Here is a 16,419-nt window from a genome sequence, read left to right as displayed (position 1 = left end):
AAGACAGTATGGAATTGTATCGCTTGATTAAGCGTCTAAAATCTTAGCTAAAAGCGTTTGACGTGCTTTAAGGGCTGTTTCTGATAGGAAACCCACAGATTTTACATAATAGGAATAATCGACACCTAACAATCTGTAGCTACAGATTGTTAGGTGTTGTACATCATTTAGTGGAGAATGATTAGGTTTCGGATTAGAAATCGATATGTTCATACAACAAAGCTGTAGTGCTGCATAAATTAACGAGGTCGTATTAAATGTTTGGATTAAAACGAATCAAATCAGAAAATGAGCTGCTAAAGCAAGAATTAGCAGACCTCAAACAGAAGTACCAAACTGACGTTGCCGCTCTGGAAAATCAGCTCCAAGAGGTTCAGCAGCTTGTTCGCTCCGCTCAACAGGAACACCACTATAGTGATGAGTTGTTGTCGAACAGTTTGAAAGGTGGAGATATGCTCCAAACCATTCGAACAGAGATGGTGGAGAATGCGCAATCTATGGCGCATGAAAACCAAGAGCTGCAACAACTAGATGAAATGTTTAAGCAGACTCATCAAGCTCTTGCTCGTCTTGATAACCGAGCCGTGAAGATCAGTACGGAAGCCTCACAAAGCATTGAATCTGTTAAAATATTAGATAAAACTGCCATTTCTATTTCCCTTCTTGTATCGACTATTCAAGAGATTTCTGATCAAACGAATTTGTTGGCATTAAATGCAGCGATTGAAGCAGCACGAGCTGGTGAAGCAGGCCGCGGATTTGCCGTGGTGGCAGATGAGGTAAGAAACCTTGCAGGCAAAGCCAGCGAAGCCAGTGAGCAGATTGATTCTTTGGTAAACCAAGTACTAACGCAAGTGAACGCGATTAAAACCTCGATTGATAAAAACCAAACTTGTGCTGAGGAAGTGTCTGCCTCTTCTGCGCAGATTGGTTCTATTGTCAACGAAGTGGTCGTGAAATCGGAACACATGCAACAGGTAATCCATGTTGCTTCCACACGCGCTTTCTTGGATACGGTCAAACTCGACCACGCCATTTGGAAGAACAATATCTATCGTCTCCTACAAAAAGGCTTGTTCGGTGAAACCGTTAATAGCCACTCTGAGTGTCGCTTGGGGCAGTGGTACTACCGCGGCGATGGCAAGGCTTACAGCCACTTAAGAAGCTATGCATTGCTTGAAGAACCACACAAAGGCGTGCATGACGGTGGACGTGAAGCAATGAGTCAAGCCAAATCTGACAACATGGCAGGCATGGTGACTGCAATTAACGCCATGGAAGACGCCAGCGAACAAGTAGTGGAACAAATTGACAATTTAATGAATGAGATTATTGGTGATTTAACGTAACGGCACTTAGTGCGCACCTAACCTAACCCAATACTTTTGCTAGCGCGATGCTACTCACCGCACTAGCACTTCACAAGTAAATTTGCCATACCTGTAGTTATTGATGGTTTTCTAATTTAGAAAAGGCACTGGCAAGGTTTTGTCCAAAAGTGAGTTTGAAAATGATCAAACTTAATTATGAGAAACTGAAATTCGTCCTCAGATAAATTATCAAACAATAGCGGTATTACCGTTCATGACACCCATAATTTTTATCAAACTTTATTATGGTCGTACAGAACGTTGCTTAAATTGGCATTCAGGAGCTTAACTCAAAGAAAGAACAACGCTTTGGATTGATGAACCTCTAATGTGCTACAGAAGTATCTACTCGGCACATCCCCAAACGATATGCATAAGCCCAAGCGTTATCTACCAGTTCACTATCTAAATCAGTATGCTGTTCTCTATTGAATAATTCATAAATTGAAGCATTACTAATTTCGTCGATTTTCAGGGATGGACAAAATCCACGAACAGAGAATACTTTATCCAACTCGGCTAATGTCTGCTTACTAAAGGTTTGGTGCATTTTTTTTAGAATTGATTTAGCTAGTAATGAGATTCGAATTTCATATCTAATATGTTTTTCAATTTGACATGCCACTGTTGGATCGATAAAAAATGGCATTAAAAAAACATCCATTTCAACTCCTAAATATTAACTAAATCAACTTGATTGCAGAATGTTGATTTAGTTAAACATGGAGAGAAAAATCAGGGCCGACGCATGATCATTCTTTGCGCTAGTTGATCAAGTATCGATCAGTTGAGCGGCGCCAAGTACGATTTTAATTGTACCTTGCGTTGCCAAGCTGTAAATAGTCGAGATCTTAACTAACTGTTTATTTTTATGGCCTAGAAGTCTTTGCTCGACTACCTTGAATCAATTCCAGACCCACGCAATCAGGCCAAGTGCTCGCATATCTTGTCAGAGGTTGTTTTCATGGCCATCTGCGCCATGATGTGCGGTTTTGATACTTGGAGCGAGATTACCTTGTTTGCTCAAGAGCGAGAGCCATGGTTCCGGCGCTGGTTGAGCTTGCCTGGCGGCATTCCATCACACGACACATTCAACCGCATTTTTGCCACTCTGCCTCCCGCCAGTCTGAAATCCATTTTTCAAGCGTGGATCGGCGACATCATGGGCGATGATAAGCTGGTTGGCCAACTAGCGGTTGATGGTAAAGCTCTTCGTGCTACCGCTAAAGGGCGAGGTGCCAACGCTGTTCATATGGTCAATGTCTGGTCAACTGAGCTGGGGATGTGTGTTGGCCAGCAAAAAGTCGCTGACAAATCTAACGAGATCACGGCAATACCTGAGCTACTCCAACTTCTTGAATTAAAAGGGTGTTTAGTCAGTATTGATGCGATGGGTACACAGGTAAAAATCGCCGACACCATCCTCAAAAAGTCGGGTGATTACCTGCTTGCAGTGAAAGACAACCAACCTAGCCTCAATACTGAAGTAAAAGAACAGTTCCAAGCGTATTGGGATAAGAATGAAACCGATGTTTCGGGGCACGGCTTTACTGAACAATTTGACTCAGAACATGGGCGAAAAGAGCATCGACGTTGTTGGGTTCTGATGGTTGATGAAAGCATGCCAGTTTGCCAGCAGTGGAAAGCGAAGACGATCATAGCCGTGCAGGCTGAGCGAATTGAAAATGGCAAAGGCTATGATTTCGTGAGATTTTATATAAGTAGCCGAGCGTTGGATGCCACCTCAGCGCTGAAGGCAACCCGAGCGCACTGGTCGGTAGAAAATCTGCTGCACTGGACTTTAGATATTGCGTTCGGAGAGGATCAACTTCAGGCCAGAGCGGACTTCGCTGGGGAAAACTTAGCGGTCATCAGGCAGTGGATACTGAACATGCTGAAGCAAAACAAATCACGTAATCTAAGCATGGCCAACAAGCGCAGGCTCTGCTGTCTGAATGAACAATATTTGTTCGAATGTATGGGGTTGTTCAAAGTATAAACACTGATGCGTCAGCCCTGTGACTTAACTCGACTTTGATTTGAACCATTAGCTCCAGAGCATCATCAAAATGATAACTTGATACTGCTTCAGACAGAGCGTAGCTCAGTTCCGGATTAAGCTTTTCAAAACAGGACTTATACTTGGAATAATAAAATTCAGACTCTAAGTCGCACTCTTCTAGCAATGCTGTCAGGTGGCTCACTTTAGACTCAAACTCCTCGACTGATTTGATATCACACTCGTGTTGAAGATGAGTGGTATCAACGAACGCAGATTCTGGAAGCTCTTTGTACTTAGGAATTACTGATACTCCGGAGTGGTCAATATCGAGTTGGATGGTAAACCAGAAATTGCTCCCTTTATCTAGCTCACTGTCGACACCAACATGACCGCCCATTAACTCTGTAATGCGCTTAGAAATCGCAAGGCCAAGGCCAGTACCTCCGTATTTTCGGGTCGTTGAGACGTCTGCCTGCTGATAGCTGTCAAATACGACGGTCTGGTCGTGTTCAGACAAACCAATCCCCGTATCCATGACACTAAATAGCAGGTGAATATGTTTTTCGCTTCTTTGCACGACACTGACTGCGATGGTTACATCTCCTCCTCTAGAAAACTTGATGGCGTTACTCACATAGTTCAGGAGGATTTGCTTAATACGAAGTTGATCGCCAACGACCTGAGGAATGGACTGATCAACTTCAGTCATAAGATGAACATCGTTTTTTCTGGAACTGTTCTCAAAAATGTCGTACACATCCTGAATTGTCGCTCGAATATCGAATGGTGCCTTCTCAATATCAACCTTATTTGCTTCAAGTTTAGAAAGGTCCAGAATGTTGTTAATCAGTGTCAGCAAATGCTTGCCTGATCTATCGATTTTCAACAGGTTATTTTTCTGCTCAGACGTGAGGTCTGAATTTAACAGTATGTAAGATAACCCGAGAATCGAATTCATCGGCGTACGTATTTCATGGCTGACAATTGAAATAAACTTGCTCTTGGTTAGGTTAGCATGTTCAGCCGATAATTTTGCCTCAGTCAGTTCGGAGGTAAGCTTATCCAACTTGCCACCCATGTTGATGATCGCGTTTGCTGTTTCGTTGAGCTCTTTTAAACGGAAGCCTTCATGAGCTAAGTTAAAATCACCCAGCCCGACTCGATTGACCATGCTCTGGATCTGAGTTAATGGCTTAGCAATAAATTCACTCGTCTTCTTGGACGAACGCCAGATGAGGATAAAGAACACGGTGTAGAATACCACTAAACAGAAGATCAGAATGTAACCAATTTTTTGGTATTTTTGTTCTAGCGCATAAGAAGCCGCATACATTTCCTTCTCACCAACAATCATCAGTAAGCGCCACTGAGTTTCTGGTATGGTCGACCATGATAGCAGTTTATTTTCACCATTCAGTTTGAGCTGCATAACCCCATTGGTGTTCTTGAGTAAACGCATGCTCAAGTCAGCGGTGTCATCACGTTTATACAGGTTAAATGCCTCAGGCTTAAAAATCTCTTTGGTGATTGCTTGCTGGTAGCTGTGCTCAGTGAGTTCTTTCAAGCCAAAATCGTGTTCTCCTTGTGGTGGCAAAGCCATAATTGTGCCGTTACTACTCGCTAAAACAGCGTAGCCGCCCCAAGGAATGGCTAGATTTTGAATGCTTTCTATAATGTCACTGACTTTGATATCAAGCCCGACAACACCCTCGAGAAAACCTTGGTTGTAGACCGGCGCGATAGCCGATGCCATCCAACCGTGGCCCGCAGGATCAATGTAAACATCTGTCCAAATTGTCTTCTGGTCAGGATTGTTTTCAGCGTTTGCCAGGTAGTAAAAGTTGTACTCCGGAATGTCCATTTTGGGAGGGTACTGAGCGACGGTGTAGAACCACGGGTAGATTCGGTTGTATGAATCCCAGGTATTAAAGTAAATCGACGCAACGAAATCGCTATTATTTATGATTTGTTTCATCAGTGGGTCAAGGTGAGCGAGTTTATACACCTTCTCCCAATCTTTTTCGGCGGTAAGACCAGAGTAGAAAGAAGCCGAGCCCCCTAAATCTTGTTTAGAATACAAGACGCCATCTTCGCTCACGGCAAGGTTATCTTTTTCAGATCGGTCAATGGTGTGTTCTTCTGATAAAACACGTTCTGTTTCGTTTTGGTATACGGCCGTTAAGCTTTCTATTGAGAGCAGCTTCTCTCTAATGATTGCTGCTTCTCTCTCCGATGAGATCTTCAACTCTTCATTTACTTGTGTGTAAATGTATTCCATGTTGTCGGTACTGATAAAATGGTTACTTATTAGGTAAGCGGCAATAAGAACCGATTCCACCAGAATGAGGGGAATGATTCCGGTTTTGACCATTGAACGCCACATCCACGATTGCGTGGTGATTTTCTTGTCTTTCATGTTTGTTCCAGAAACGGCTATAAGTACTTGTCTTATCTAGTTAGTGTATTCTTGAGCAATGGCATCGAGTTCATCTGTAATTTCAGCGAAGGCATCGATGATAGTAGGGTCAAATTGAGTGCCTTTGCCTGACACAATGATATTTACTGCGTCTGAATGTGAAAACGCAGGTTTATAAACTCGCTTGCTGATGAGCGCATCATAGACGTCTGCTATAGCCATGAGTCGGGCGGACAACGGAATTTGCTCTCCAGCAAGACCTAATGGGTATCCTTCACCATCCCAGCGTTCGTGATGTGAGTAGGCGATCTCTTTTGCGACAGTCAAGAACTTCATAGGCTGGCCGCATACTTTCTCAGCATTTTTAATCGCTTCATAACCGATGGTGGTATGAGTTTTCATCACTCGAAATTCATCGTCGGTCAGGGAGCCTTCTTTCTGCAAGATGTTGTCTGGAATGCCTATTTTCCCGATATCGTGCAGAGGCGCTGATTTATATAACAGGGCAATAAAGTCATCGGTCAGTTCTGAAACATAACGCGAGTTTTGGCGTAATTGCTCTGCTAAACGTTTTATGTAAGCTTGGGTACGTTTAATGTGGTTACCCGTTTCGTTATCGCGGGTTTCGGCTAACGAAATCATGGCATAAATGGAAACATCTTGAATTGCGTGAAGCTCTTCTTTTTGCCGCAAAGCTTCGTTGGTTCGTCTTTCGACCTCTTGCTCTAGCACTTGATTCTTGTCTTTTAAGATATCGGAAGCCACTTTGAGAGATACATGTGTTTTAACACGTGCCTTCACGACCTCTGGGTTAATTGGTTTGGTTATGTAGTCAACGGCACCCAATTTTAGCCCTTTATGTTCATCGACTATTTCAGCTTTAGCTGTGAGGAATATTATCGGGATATCACTGGTTGCTGGGTTTGATTTAAGCTGCTGGCATACTTGATAACCATCTATTTCCGGCATCATGATATCGAGCAAGATCAAATCTGGATTAGCAGTTTCGGCAAGTGTAAGCCCGCGCTCACCGCCGTTTGCCCCTTTTACCTTATAATCATCTTTAAGTAGCTGATACATCAGCGTGAGGTTTTCTGGAATATCGTCGATAACCAATACAGTTGGCTTCGATGAAGAAAAATCGAACATTCTTCCTCCTTTTGGCAGCAATACGGCAAATTGCGATTTAGTGCATAATATTTATGTCAATAATCACTTAATGATCTTGAACTCTTTACTAAAATAAAGATGAAATAGGCTAGAATCGGTATCATCATGAACGTCGCGCAATAAAGTATCGAAATAGCCACAAATACAAACCTGATTACCCATGACCCTCAGCCAGCTTCAAGAGCCGATATGGCATCGGAGGACTTGCCACGACTGCATGCCCCAATTCAACCAACATGCTCTTGAGGTCAAAACGATGATTAAACCGGAAGCAGTATTCCGCAAGATGCCTTGGTAAATGCTTCGCTCCGAGCGTATGGCAACTGCCCCGCAGCGAGTTTTTCACATTTCCTATCATCGTGTTTACCCAGTTGAATGCCGGATGATCCAGCCAGTCCAGGTTGCCCCCGGTGACAACACCCAGGTGCTCACAATTGGCCTCCTTGACCGCTTTGAAACAGGCCAATCCATCGGATATCACCGCGCTACCACTGGCAATATGCCGTTTTGCCCAATCAGCAACGGACTTGGTTTTGAAACCATCGACCACCGTCATCCGCATCTTGATTGGATGTCCTTCCTTGTTCAGGGCCACTGCTGCCACAAACGGCGTCTTGCCTGCCGCGCCCCGACCCCGTTTGCCACCACGGCGCTCGCCACCCCAGTAGACATCATCGAGCTGAATGATGCCGCTGATGGGCTGCTTGTCATCGGACTCTTTCATGGCTTGCAGCAGCTTGTGCTTGAGCATCCAGGCGGTGTCATATTTGACGCCCAACTGGCGCTTTAGCTCCATCGCTGACAAGCCTGTTTTGGTTTGTGACAACAGGTGCATTGCCAGAAACCACTTGGTCAGTGGGAGCTTGGTGTTTGCGAAAATCGTGTTTCCAGTCAATGACATCTGGTGACGGCAGTGATTGCATTGCCACACACGTGGCCGCCTTCTCAGGCGACAACAGGTCTTGTTGGCACATTCAGGGCAGACAAAGCCGTTAGGAAAACGCCAAGTGAACAGCGCGTTTTCGCACTGAGCCTCAGTGCCATAGTCCTTGAGAAACTCAAACAGGCTGTAGCCTTTCTGGAATTGGATTTTGCTTTTGGCCATGATCTCGCACCTCGATAACTGTACGTAAGATCAGTATAGTTCGTGGTAACTGACTGCTAATCATGGGTAATCAGGAATACAAATAACTTAAACCGATCTTCCAGCAAACAACCATTCCACAACCTTTTGATTGATTCTATCATCGAACTTGTCAATGGCCATTAAAATTGATCCACTTTTGGCCAATAAAATTGATCCACCTGCGATCAGGTTTTGCTAACTTTCTCCTTCAGTCGATAGCTATGGCTATCATTCTCGCGTAGCGAGGATTGTTCATAGATCTGTCGGTACTCGCCCCCCAGGCAGGATAGCTCAGTAGCCATTTTTTCTAGGTTGCACCACTGGTCGTGGTGCATGTGATCCAGTTCTGTATCTACAATGGTAATCCCCCCATTTTTAGGGGCATTCAAAAGTAGAGGTCATGCAGCCTTTGTCAGATGCTGCTTTGGGGTATAACCATCCAGCGCCATATTGGGCCGCTCATGGTTATAAACCCATAGCCATTGTGTTGCAAACTCTTGGAGCTCCTCCAGTGTGCCAAACAGATGATGAGCCAACCAATCGTAACGTACCGTTCTGTTAAACCGCTCAATGTACGCGTTCTGCTGAGGATTGCCTGGTTGGATATACCCCAAGGTGATCTCCTGTTTCGCCGCCCACGCCTTGAGCACTTCGCTGATATATTCTGGTCCATTATCGCACCGGATCATCGCCGGTTTGCCACGCCACTCAATCACCTGCTCCAGTGCGCGCTTGACCCGTGAAGCGGGCAATGAAAAATCGACCTCAATGCACAGCGCCTCGCGGTTAAAATCATCGATCACATTAAACAGTCGCACTGACCGACCATCGCTCAGTTGATCGTGCATAAAATCCATCGACCAGCAGTGGTTAGGCTGGGCAGGTACGGCCAGAGCCTGCGGCTTTTCACGTACCAGTCGCTTCTTGGGCTTGATGCGCAAGTTCAGTTCAAGCTCCCGATAGATCCGGTAGACCCGCTTGTGGTTCCAAGCAAACCCTTTGACGTTACGCAGGTAGAGGAAGCAGAGGCCAAAGCCCCAGTTCCGCTGGCTGTTGGTGATACGCAGCAACCAATCCGCAATAAGCTGGTTTTCATCGGCGAGCATGGGTTGATAGCGATAACAGCCTTCGCTGACCTTGAAGATGTTGCAGGCTAGGGAAGGTGCGAACAAGTCCCTGATATGAGATCATGTTTGTCATCTGGAGCCATGGAACAGGGTTCATCATGAGTCATCAACTTACCTTCGCCGACAGTGAATTCAGCAGTAAGCGCCGTCAGACCAGAAAAGAGATTTTCTTGTCCCGCATGGAGCAGATTCTGCCATGGCAAAACATGGTGGAAGTCATCGAGCCGTTTTACCCCAAGGCTGGTAATGGCCGGCGACCTTATCCGCTGGAAACCATGCTACGCATTCACTGCATGCAGCATTGGTACAACCTGAGCGATGGCGCGATGGAAGATGCTCTGTACGAAATCGCCTCCATGCGTCTGTTTGCCCGGTTATCCCTGGATAGCGCCTTGCCGGACCGCACCACCATCATGAATTTCCGCCACCTGCTGGAGCAGCATCAACTGGCCCGCCAATTGTTCAAGACCATCAATCGCTGGCTGGCCGAAGCAGGCGTCATGATGACTCAAGGCACCTTGGTCGATGCCACCATCATTGAGGCTCCCAGCTCGACCAAGAACAAAGAGCAGCAACGCGATCCGGAGATGCATCAGACCAAGAAAGGCAATCAGTGGCACTTTGGCATGAAGGCCCACATTGGTGTCGATGCCAAGAGTGGCCTGACCCACAGTCTAGTCACCACCGCGGCCAACGAGCATGACCTCAATCAGCTGGGTAATCTGCTGCATGGAGAGGAGCAATTTGTCTCAGCCGATGCCGGCTACCAAGGGGCGCCACAGCGCGAGGAGCTGGCCGAGGTGGATGTGGACTGGCTGATCGCCGAGCGCCCCGGCAAGGTAAGAACCTTGAAACAGCATCCACGCAAGAACAAAACGGCCATCAACATCGAATACATGAAAGCCAGCATCCGGGCCAAGGTGGAGCACCCATTTCGCATCATCAAGCGACAGTTCGGCTTCGTGAAAGCCAGATACAAGGGGTTGCTGAAAAACGATAACCAACTGGCGATGTTATTCACGCTGGCCAACCTGTTTCGGGCGGACCAAATGATACGTCAGTGGGAGAGATCTCACTAAAAACTGGGAATAACGCCTTAAATGGCGAAGAAACGGTCTAAATAGGCTGATTCAAGGCATTTACGGGAGAAAAAATCGGCTCAAACTGAAAAAATGAAATGACTGAGTCAGCCGAGAAGAATTTCCCCGCTTATTCGCACCTTCCTTAATTGTCCGTGACCAACAACGCAGTGAATTGCCACAATCTATGTGGTTGACATTTCATTAATTTTCTATATAAAAGTACGATAAGTCTCATAGCAATTACCTGAGACAATTACGCGGCTTTTATTGCGGCAAAAAATGCGTAAGCTATTGAAATTGAAGGTTATATTTGTGCTGTAATGTACGAGAATGAGGGTTCGACTCCCTCTCTCACCGCCAAATTCAAGTTTGAAGACGTCCTAGGGCGTCTTTTTTCTTATCTGTATTTTATAAAAATCAATAGCTTACCATCCTATATTGTTTAATACCATCCTACTGCATCCGAAATCTTTAGTAATGCCAAAAGTAATGCCAAGGAAATTTGGCAAATTTATGCATTACTTTTCACTTCAAAAAATACCCATTTTTTATGTCGTTTTTTTACTTGATTTTCTCGATTTTATAGCCCAGATTTAAATTGGCAATATCCTGATTTATCTGAATTTATTCAGTGATAAGTAATGCTTGATTTTAGAGTGCGAAATAATGCCAAAATCAAGCATTACTTTGGGGCTTAATTTGAGGGAGGAGAACGGTATGGGAAGAAGTACAAATAAGCTGACTGCAAAAGCGGTGCTCAATGCTAAAGCGGAAGCAAAGCCCTATAGATTGTCAGATGGTGGCAATCTCTATCTCTATGTGCGCACAGCAGGGAAAACATGGGAATTTCGATACATACGCCCCTCCACCAGCAAACCCACCTATTTTGGTTTAGGCTCATACCCTGACGTATCCTTAGCTGAGGCGAGAGATAAAGCACTAGAAGCGCGAAAACATTTGGCCGAAGGCATCGACCCCCAATTACTTAAAGTTGAAAACAAATTAAAAGCGGCAACAGAGAACGCTCAAACTCTCAAGCATATTGCACAAATGTGGATGGACTCAAAACAGGGAAGTATTAAGGCTAAAACCATTGAAGGTAATTGGCGCAAGCTTGAGCTGTATGCCTTCCCTAAGCTGGGGAGTATTGCGATTAGCAGACTCACGGCTCCTATAGCCATTGCCGCGCTCAAGCCCCTAGAGCAAAAGGGGCATCTTGAAACGGTTAAGCGTACCGCTCAGTTGCTGAATGAAATCATCAACTTTTCAGTTAACTCTGGTTACATTCACGCCAATCCTTTGTCAGGTATTCGAGACGTTTTTAGAAAGAGCAAAGTCGAACATCTAAAAGCATTAAAACCAGCGGAGCTAGCTGAGTTGCTACAGACCGTTGCAAACGCCAATTTATTGTTAACGACCCGGTGTTTGATTGAATGGCAATTGCACACAATGACCAGGCCAAATGAAGCGGCTGGAGCCCGTTGGGAAGAAATCGATTTTGATGCCAAACTTTGGACTATTCCTGAATCACGCATGAAAATGAATCGTGAGCATATTATCCCGCTTACAGAGCATACTCTCGCGATACTTTAAACTGTTAAGCCGATTAGTGAACAGAGCCAATTTGTTTTCCCGTCATCTAAAGATCCTAAAAAGCACACAGATCCTGAAACCATAAACAAAGCATTAGGGCGAATGGGATTAAAGGGAAGAACAACGGGTCATGGTTTACGCTCGCTGGCGAGCACTACCTTAAACGAACAGGGTTTTGATGGTGATGTCATTGAGGCAGCGTTAGCCCACGTTGATAAAAACCAAATCCGCAGTGCCTACAATCGCACGACCTACCTAGAGCGACGGACCAAGTTAATGGAGTGGTGGAGCAACCATATTGCCACTGCAGCAGTTGGCTCTTTGTCAGTAACAGCTACTTCAAGAAAATTAGGGGCATGACCTGTTAAGGCCGAATAGATATTATCTCCTGAGTTAAAAGGTTAGGGGACGTGACAAACGAATCTAACCTGTTAAGTCAGACTCAGGGTTGTTACTCTTACTTCATGACTAACCTAAAGCCAAGCCAATGACTATTGACCAGAACCAGCATTTGCACCAACTAAACGCTTTAGCTGCAAGCCATTCTGAGGTGGCGGTATTATGGCTTTATGGTTCGCAGGCGAAAGGAAATGCTAGCGAGCATAGCGATTGGGATTTAGCCGTCGCATTCGACCCGGTAAAGGCGGACAGTGTGCTTGATACTCGTATTAGAGCCGAACTGCTCGCTATGGATTGGCAAAGGGTATTGGGGCTAGCCGAAGGGAAGCTTTCCGTTGTCGATATCAATCTAGCACCTATCCCTCTGGCTTTCGGAATTATTAATGCCAACAAACTTATCTTTAGTCGAGATGAAGGTCGAAGAATGCAAGAAAAGTCTCGCATAATGTCGCAAATGGAGCTCGATTATTCAGCCCAAAGCCACTTTATTATTTTGAATAATGCCTATATCAAGTCATTGCGTTTAAGCCTTAGTGTTACTGAACACTGAGAACGGCAAGCATAACATTTTAACTTGCCATTGCTTAACTGATAAGGTGATTGATCAGGGCGTCCGCATGAGTGTTTGTTTTTGGAACGCACAAAGGTTGTCTCGTTGTAATTGCTGCTTGACTTGAACAATAAACAACCAATTTGATTGGCGTTGGTAAGTGTTTTTAGCTCACTTCGAGCTCGACTCACAGAGCTGTTTAGCTCAAAAATCGTTCATGCGTTCGCCCTGAGAGAAAAATGCGCTACTGAGTAAAAAAAGTGGTATAGCAGACTAAACTCGTCTGCTATGTGAAGTTGACAAAAGCTGTCGAGGAAGATTGATAAAGTGATAATTGATAAACATAACAACGAACTGCTCATTGCTTCGATTGAAGTAACTCAACCGTGATAGATTTTGCCGAGTAGGAATCGAATACCTGACCATCTTCTGCAACATCGACAAACAAGACGTGCTTGATTAACGATGGTCTTTGAATATGAACAGCAACAGACTTTCCGCGATAGCTGGCAGCAAGAGAAGCAAGGACACGATCAGCAGACGTTAAAGTTTTATCATTGCCAAACGATTTAATGATAAAGCTAGGGCCTGTTGACGTTTCGTCACAAGCTATTGAATTATATGCGCAAACCCGTATCTTTGAAGATCTCACCCAACATCGATACGAGTTTGCTATGCCCCGACTGATGCTCAGTGATGAACACTGGTCGAAGCTGAAAGTAATTCTGCTTCACAATGCCATCTATAACAAGCGCGACTTGCGAATGACCGTAGAAGGCATGCTATATCGCATGCGGACAGGGTGCCCTTGGAGAGACTTACCCAAGGCGTTTGGCAACTGGAGCAGTATTTACAAACGTTTTAATGCGTGGTCAGCATCAGGGAAATGGCTTCAGATTTTTAAAGGATTAGTCATTGACCCTGACATGGAGTGGGCTTTTATTGATGGCAGTTTTGCGAAAGCTCACCAGCATAGCGCAGGCGCAGCAAGCGGCACTGATGAAGCGATAGGAAAAAGTCGGGGTGGCAATACCAGCAAGATTCACATGGTGGTCGATGCACACGGCTTGCCTGTTGAGTTTGAAATTACTGGAGGCCAAATCAACGATTGCACACAGGCCGCTTCCTTGATTGCAAAGCTATCGACTGCAGGAGTCGTGGTAGCAGACAAAGGCTAAGACAGTGAAGCAATACGAACACAAATTGTGCAACAGGGTGGTCAGGCTATAATCCCCAGAAAACGTAACTCAGTGAAAGGCAATGCTGATATGGACTGGGGGCTTTATCGTTACCGACACTTAGTGGAGAACATCTTCGCTCGGCTAAAGCATTACCGGGCAGTGGCTTCACGCTATGACAAACTCAAGCGAAATTATGAAAGTGTGGTAGCCATGGCATGTGCATTCCTTTGGCTACCCATGTGAAACGTCAACAGGCCCTAACAATTTAGGCTTCAGTACTAATGAAAGAGATGGATTATTTCACACTATTGGAGTAAATACTTACGATCTATGGCCTGATTTCTGTGTCTATATAAACAAAATCGATGATTCAGACTTCGAAGACTTTCTTGATTCAAATGACGAGATCCTAACAAACTCACAGCTTTTCCAATTGATGGAGGCTTGTATTCATCCTTCAAGAAAAGTGCTTATCAAATCAGCAATTACAAAACTCGCAATAAACAATATTGATAAGAGCTCTTTGGATGTTTTAGAAAAAACATTTGTATCAGCATACCGTGCTTCTGATTTTGATCTTGCTCTGACCGTTCTTAATCAAGCTAGTCATGAACTGAATGAAGGTAGGTTCAAAGATCATCATCATCACCTCTTTGCTGAAAAACGCCAATTGATAAAGTGTTATCAATATAAATTAGACGTTACATTATTGGCTATTAACCAAGACGAATACGACCCTGATTTTCAATCACATATTAACGATATCCCTATTCCCTTTACCTATAAAGAGAAAAATAATTACAACGAATGTGAATATTTTAGACGCTACTATCTAGCATATTATCTAATCGAACATGATACCAAAAAGAGCATTCTTATTTTGGAAAGACTGGTCGAAGATACTAGTAACCCAGAACATATTGTAATGCTGTTACATGCGTATATTGCTAACCATCATGAAGCTTCAAATATAACTTTGATTCGAAATGCTTTGTCAAAAGTAGAACAGTCGGCAAAAGCGCAATGGTCCGTTATCTCAAGTTATCCATTACTGTGGATATCTGGAATACTGCATGCTTACTCAACGATTGATGACATCAGTTCAATGAGGGAAACATGGGAACTATTGAGCTCAGCTCAGAAATTTCTTCCTCAGTTACTTACACCTTACTGTGAATTACTGCTCAAGCATAAATTGGTAAAAGAAGCAGATATAGCATTTTCATCTTATATTAGATTCCTAGGTCAATATGAAGCACTGCCAGATGAATTAGACAAAATAAACGACACTATAATGAATGCTTTAGCGAAGGAATCATCTGCTACGCAATATATCGACCGTTTTGCAGAAAGGAATCAAAGAAGTCCTGAGCAACTAGCAAATAGCTTTAAACTTATCAACGGTAGTGATGTCGAAACATATGTGAAGATAACAAATAATAGCTCTGTTGAAGAGTATTTAGTTGATACAGTTTCTTCAGTCTCTAAAGAATTGCTTAGCCGCAGTAAAAATATTTACATACCTGTCAAATATGAGGAAATCTCATCTAGATATTCTAGTAAGCCAGCAAACGAAGATCGAATAAATCAATGGTTTTGTAGTCTTTTTAATATGAGAGAAAAAAGCTCTCCACTTCATATTTCGGATCAAAGTCAAATAGGTAGTTCATCTTCAGGTAAAAGCTATGGTGAGGTGGATGGTGTCATAGTAGATAACAATCAAAGTAGACGTATTGCGTTATTTGAAGCGTTTCGCCTTCTTAAATGGGGTATTACCGATATCAATGAGCATATGGATAAGTTGGCGGGGTATGCTCAAGAGGGCTTTAATACGATATTTGTTGTCGTATATGCATTCGATAATGATTTTGTCACCCTATTAAATAAGTATAAGAACCACATAAAACAACGTCAGCACAAAGGTTTTACCAAAGCAAATGGTTATGCTCTTGAAACTGTAAATGGTGAAGATTCAGATACCTTTTGGATGGGAAAAGAAGAACTTCAGCGTGGTAACGTTGATGTTTCTATTTACCATGTAGTGATTAACTTTTATTGCGATAAAAAGATATTGAACCATAAACATTGATCAATGCGGTTGGAATTTTTGCATACATTTTCTCATGCAAACTGGATTTGTGTTGTTTCTATTCGTAACACGAAATTGTCCATTTTCGATTTATAAGGCCTATCAGCGACTCCACTTACAACGTGTCAGTTGATCAAATTTTACTAATACGACAAAGTATCTAAAGGTACTAGCACTTTACCCAAGACGGTGTTTTTCAAGATAGTTGTCACTCTTTGTTTAAATATTAAGCTGCATTTATTACGCCTTCTTCTGGTGCCTTATCTGGGTTGAGTGTTACAGCGCCAACCGCTTCACAATTTCTGATCTCTGTA

9 protein-coding genes and 3 pseudogenes are annotated in these 16,419 nt (G+C 43.8%); 7 read left to right on the top strand and 5 right to left on the bottom strand.

Annotated features, from left to right (window positions below; all coding sequences use genetic code 11):
- The first annotated feature begins 257 nt into the window (after positions 1-257).
- A complete protein-coding gene (locus MO387_RS11560) occupies positions 258-1,349 on the top strand; it encodes a methyl-accepting chemotaxis protein (protein WP_031858080.1) in 1,092 nt (363 codons plus the stop codon).
- Positions 1,350-1,695: 346 nt separating this feature from the next.
- Here the strand turns inward: MO387_RS11560 and MO387_RS11555 are convergent, their stop codons facing one another.
- Complete coding sequence (locus tag MO387_RS11555) at positions 1,696-2,034, bottom strand: hypothetical protein (RefSeq protein WP_242326304.1); 339 nt, start codon at positions 2,032-2,034, stop codon at positions 1,696-1,698.
- 222 nt (positions 2,035-2,256) lie between these two features.
- Between MO387_RS11555 and MO387_RS11550 the strand changes: the two genes are divergently transcribed.
- The gene (locus MO387_RS11550; protein WP_242326303.1) at positions 2,257-3,369 is read left to right on the top strand and encodes an ISAs1-like element ISKpn9 family transposase; all 1,113 of its coding nucleotides are present in this window, start codon (positions 2,257-2,259) and stop codon (positions 3,367-3,369) included.
- On the opposite strand, the gene MO387_RS11545 is transcribed toward MO387_RS11550, so the two are convergent.
- From MO387_RS11545 to MO387_RS11530, 4 genes and pseudogenes are all read right to left on the bottom strand, one after another.
- The gene (locus tag MO387_RS11545) at positions 3,359-5,788 is read right to left on the bottom strand and encodes an ATP-binding protein (RefSeq protein WP_242326302.1); all 2,430 of its coding nucleotides are present in this window, start codon (positions 5,786-5,788) and stop codon (positions 3,359-3,361) included. The two genes, MO387_RS11550 and MO387_RS11545, sit on opposite strands and share 11 nt — an antisense overlap.
- Before the next feature lie 36 nt (positions 5,789-5,824).
- A complete protein-coding gene (locus MO387_RS11540) occupies positions 5,825-6,937 on the bottom strand; it encodes a two-component system response regulator (protein WP_242326301.1) in 1,113 nt (370 codons plus the stop codon).
- A gap of 175 nt (positions 6,938-7,112) precedes the next feature.
- Complete coding sequence (locus MO387_RS11535; RefSeq protein ID WP_005342491.1) at positions 7,113-8,063, bottom strand: IS1595-like element ISKpn3 family transposase; 951 nt, start codon at positions 8,061-8,063, stop codon at positions 7,113-7,115.
- Positions 8,064-8,482: 419 nt separating this feature from the next.
- A pseudogene (locus MO387_RS11530) lies at positions 8,483-9,241 on the bottom strand (IS3 family transposase); the annotation flags it as partial.
- A gap of 68 nt (positions 9,242-9,309) precedes the next feature.
- Between MO387_RS11530 and MO387_RS11525 the strand changes: the two are divergent.
- From MO387_RS11525 to MO387_RS11505, 5 genes and pseudogenes are all read left to right on the top strand, one after another.
- Positions 9,310-10,290: an IS5-like element IS5 family transposase gene (locus tag MO387_RS11525; RefSeq protein ID WP_000019402.1), complete on the top strand. Its 981-nt coding sequence runs from the start codon at positions 9,310-9,312 to the stop codon at positions 10,288-10,290.
- A 720-nt stretch (positions 10,291-11,010) separates the two neighbouring features.
- Positions 11,011-12,246, top strand: a pseudogene (locus tag MO387_RS11520) (tyrosine-type recombinase/integrase).
- 127 nt (positions 12,247-12,373) lie between these two features.
- Entirely contained in the window at positions 12,374-12,835 is a 462-nt protein-coding gene (locus MO387_RS11515; protein ID WP_242326300.1) for a nucleotidyltransferase domain-containing protein, read from the top strand.
- A 674-nt stretch (positions 12,836-13,509) separates the two neighbouring features.
- Positions 13,510-14,259: pseudogene (locus MO387_RS11510) on the top strand (IS5 family transposase).
- A complete protein-coding gene (locus tag MO387_RS11505; protein ID WP_242326299.1) occupies positions 14,234-16,105 on the top strand; it encodes a hypothetical protein in 1,872 nt (623 codons plus the stop codon). The pseudogene MO387_RS11510 and the gene MO387_RS11505 overlap by 26 nt, the downstream one beginning before the upstream one ends.
- Positions 16,106-16,419: the final 314 nt, after the last annotated feature.

The organism is Shewanella sp. N2AIL (genome assembly GCF_022690845.1).
Taxonomy (GTDB): domain Bacteria; phylum Pseudomonadota; class Gammaproteobacteria; order Enterobacterales; family Shewanellaceae; genus Shewanella; species Shewanella baltica.
The sequence above is the reverse complement of the archived record's forward strand: the minus strand, read 5'-3'. Positions and strand labels throughout refer to the sequence as shown.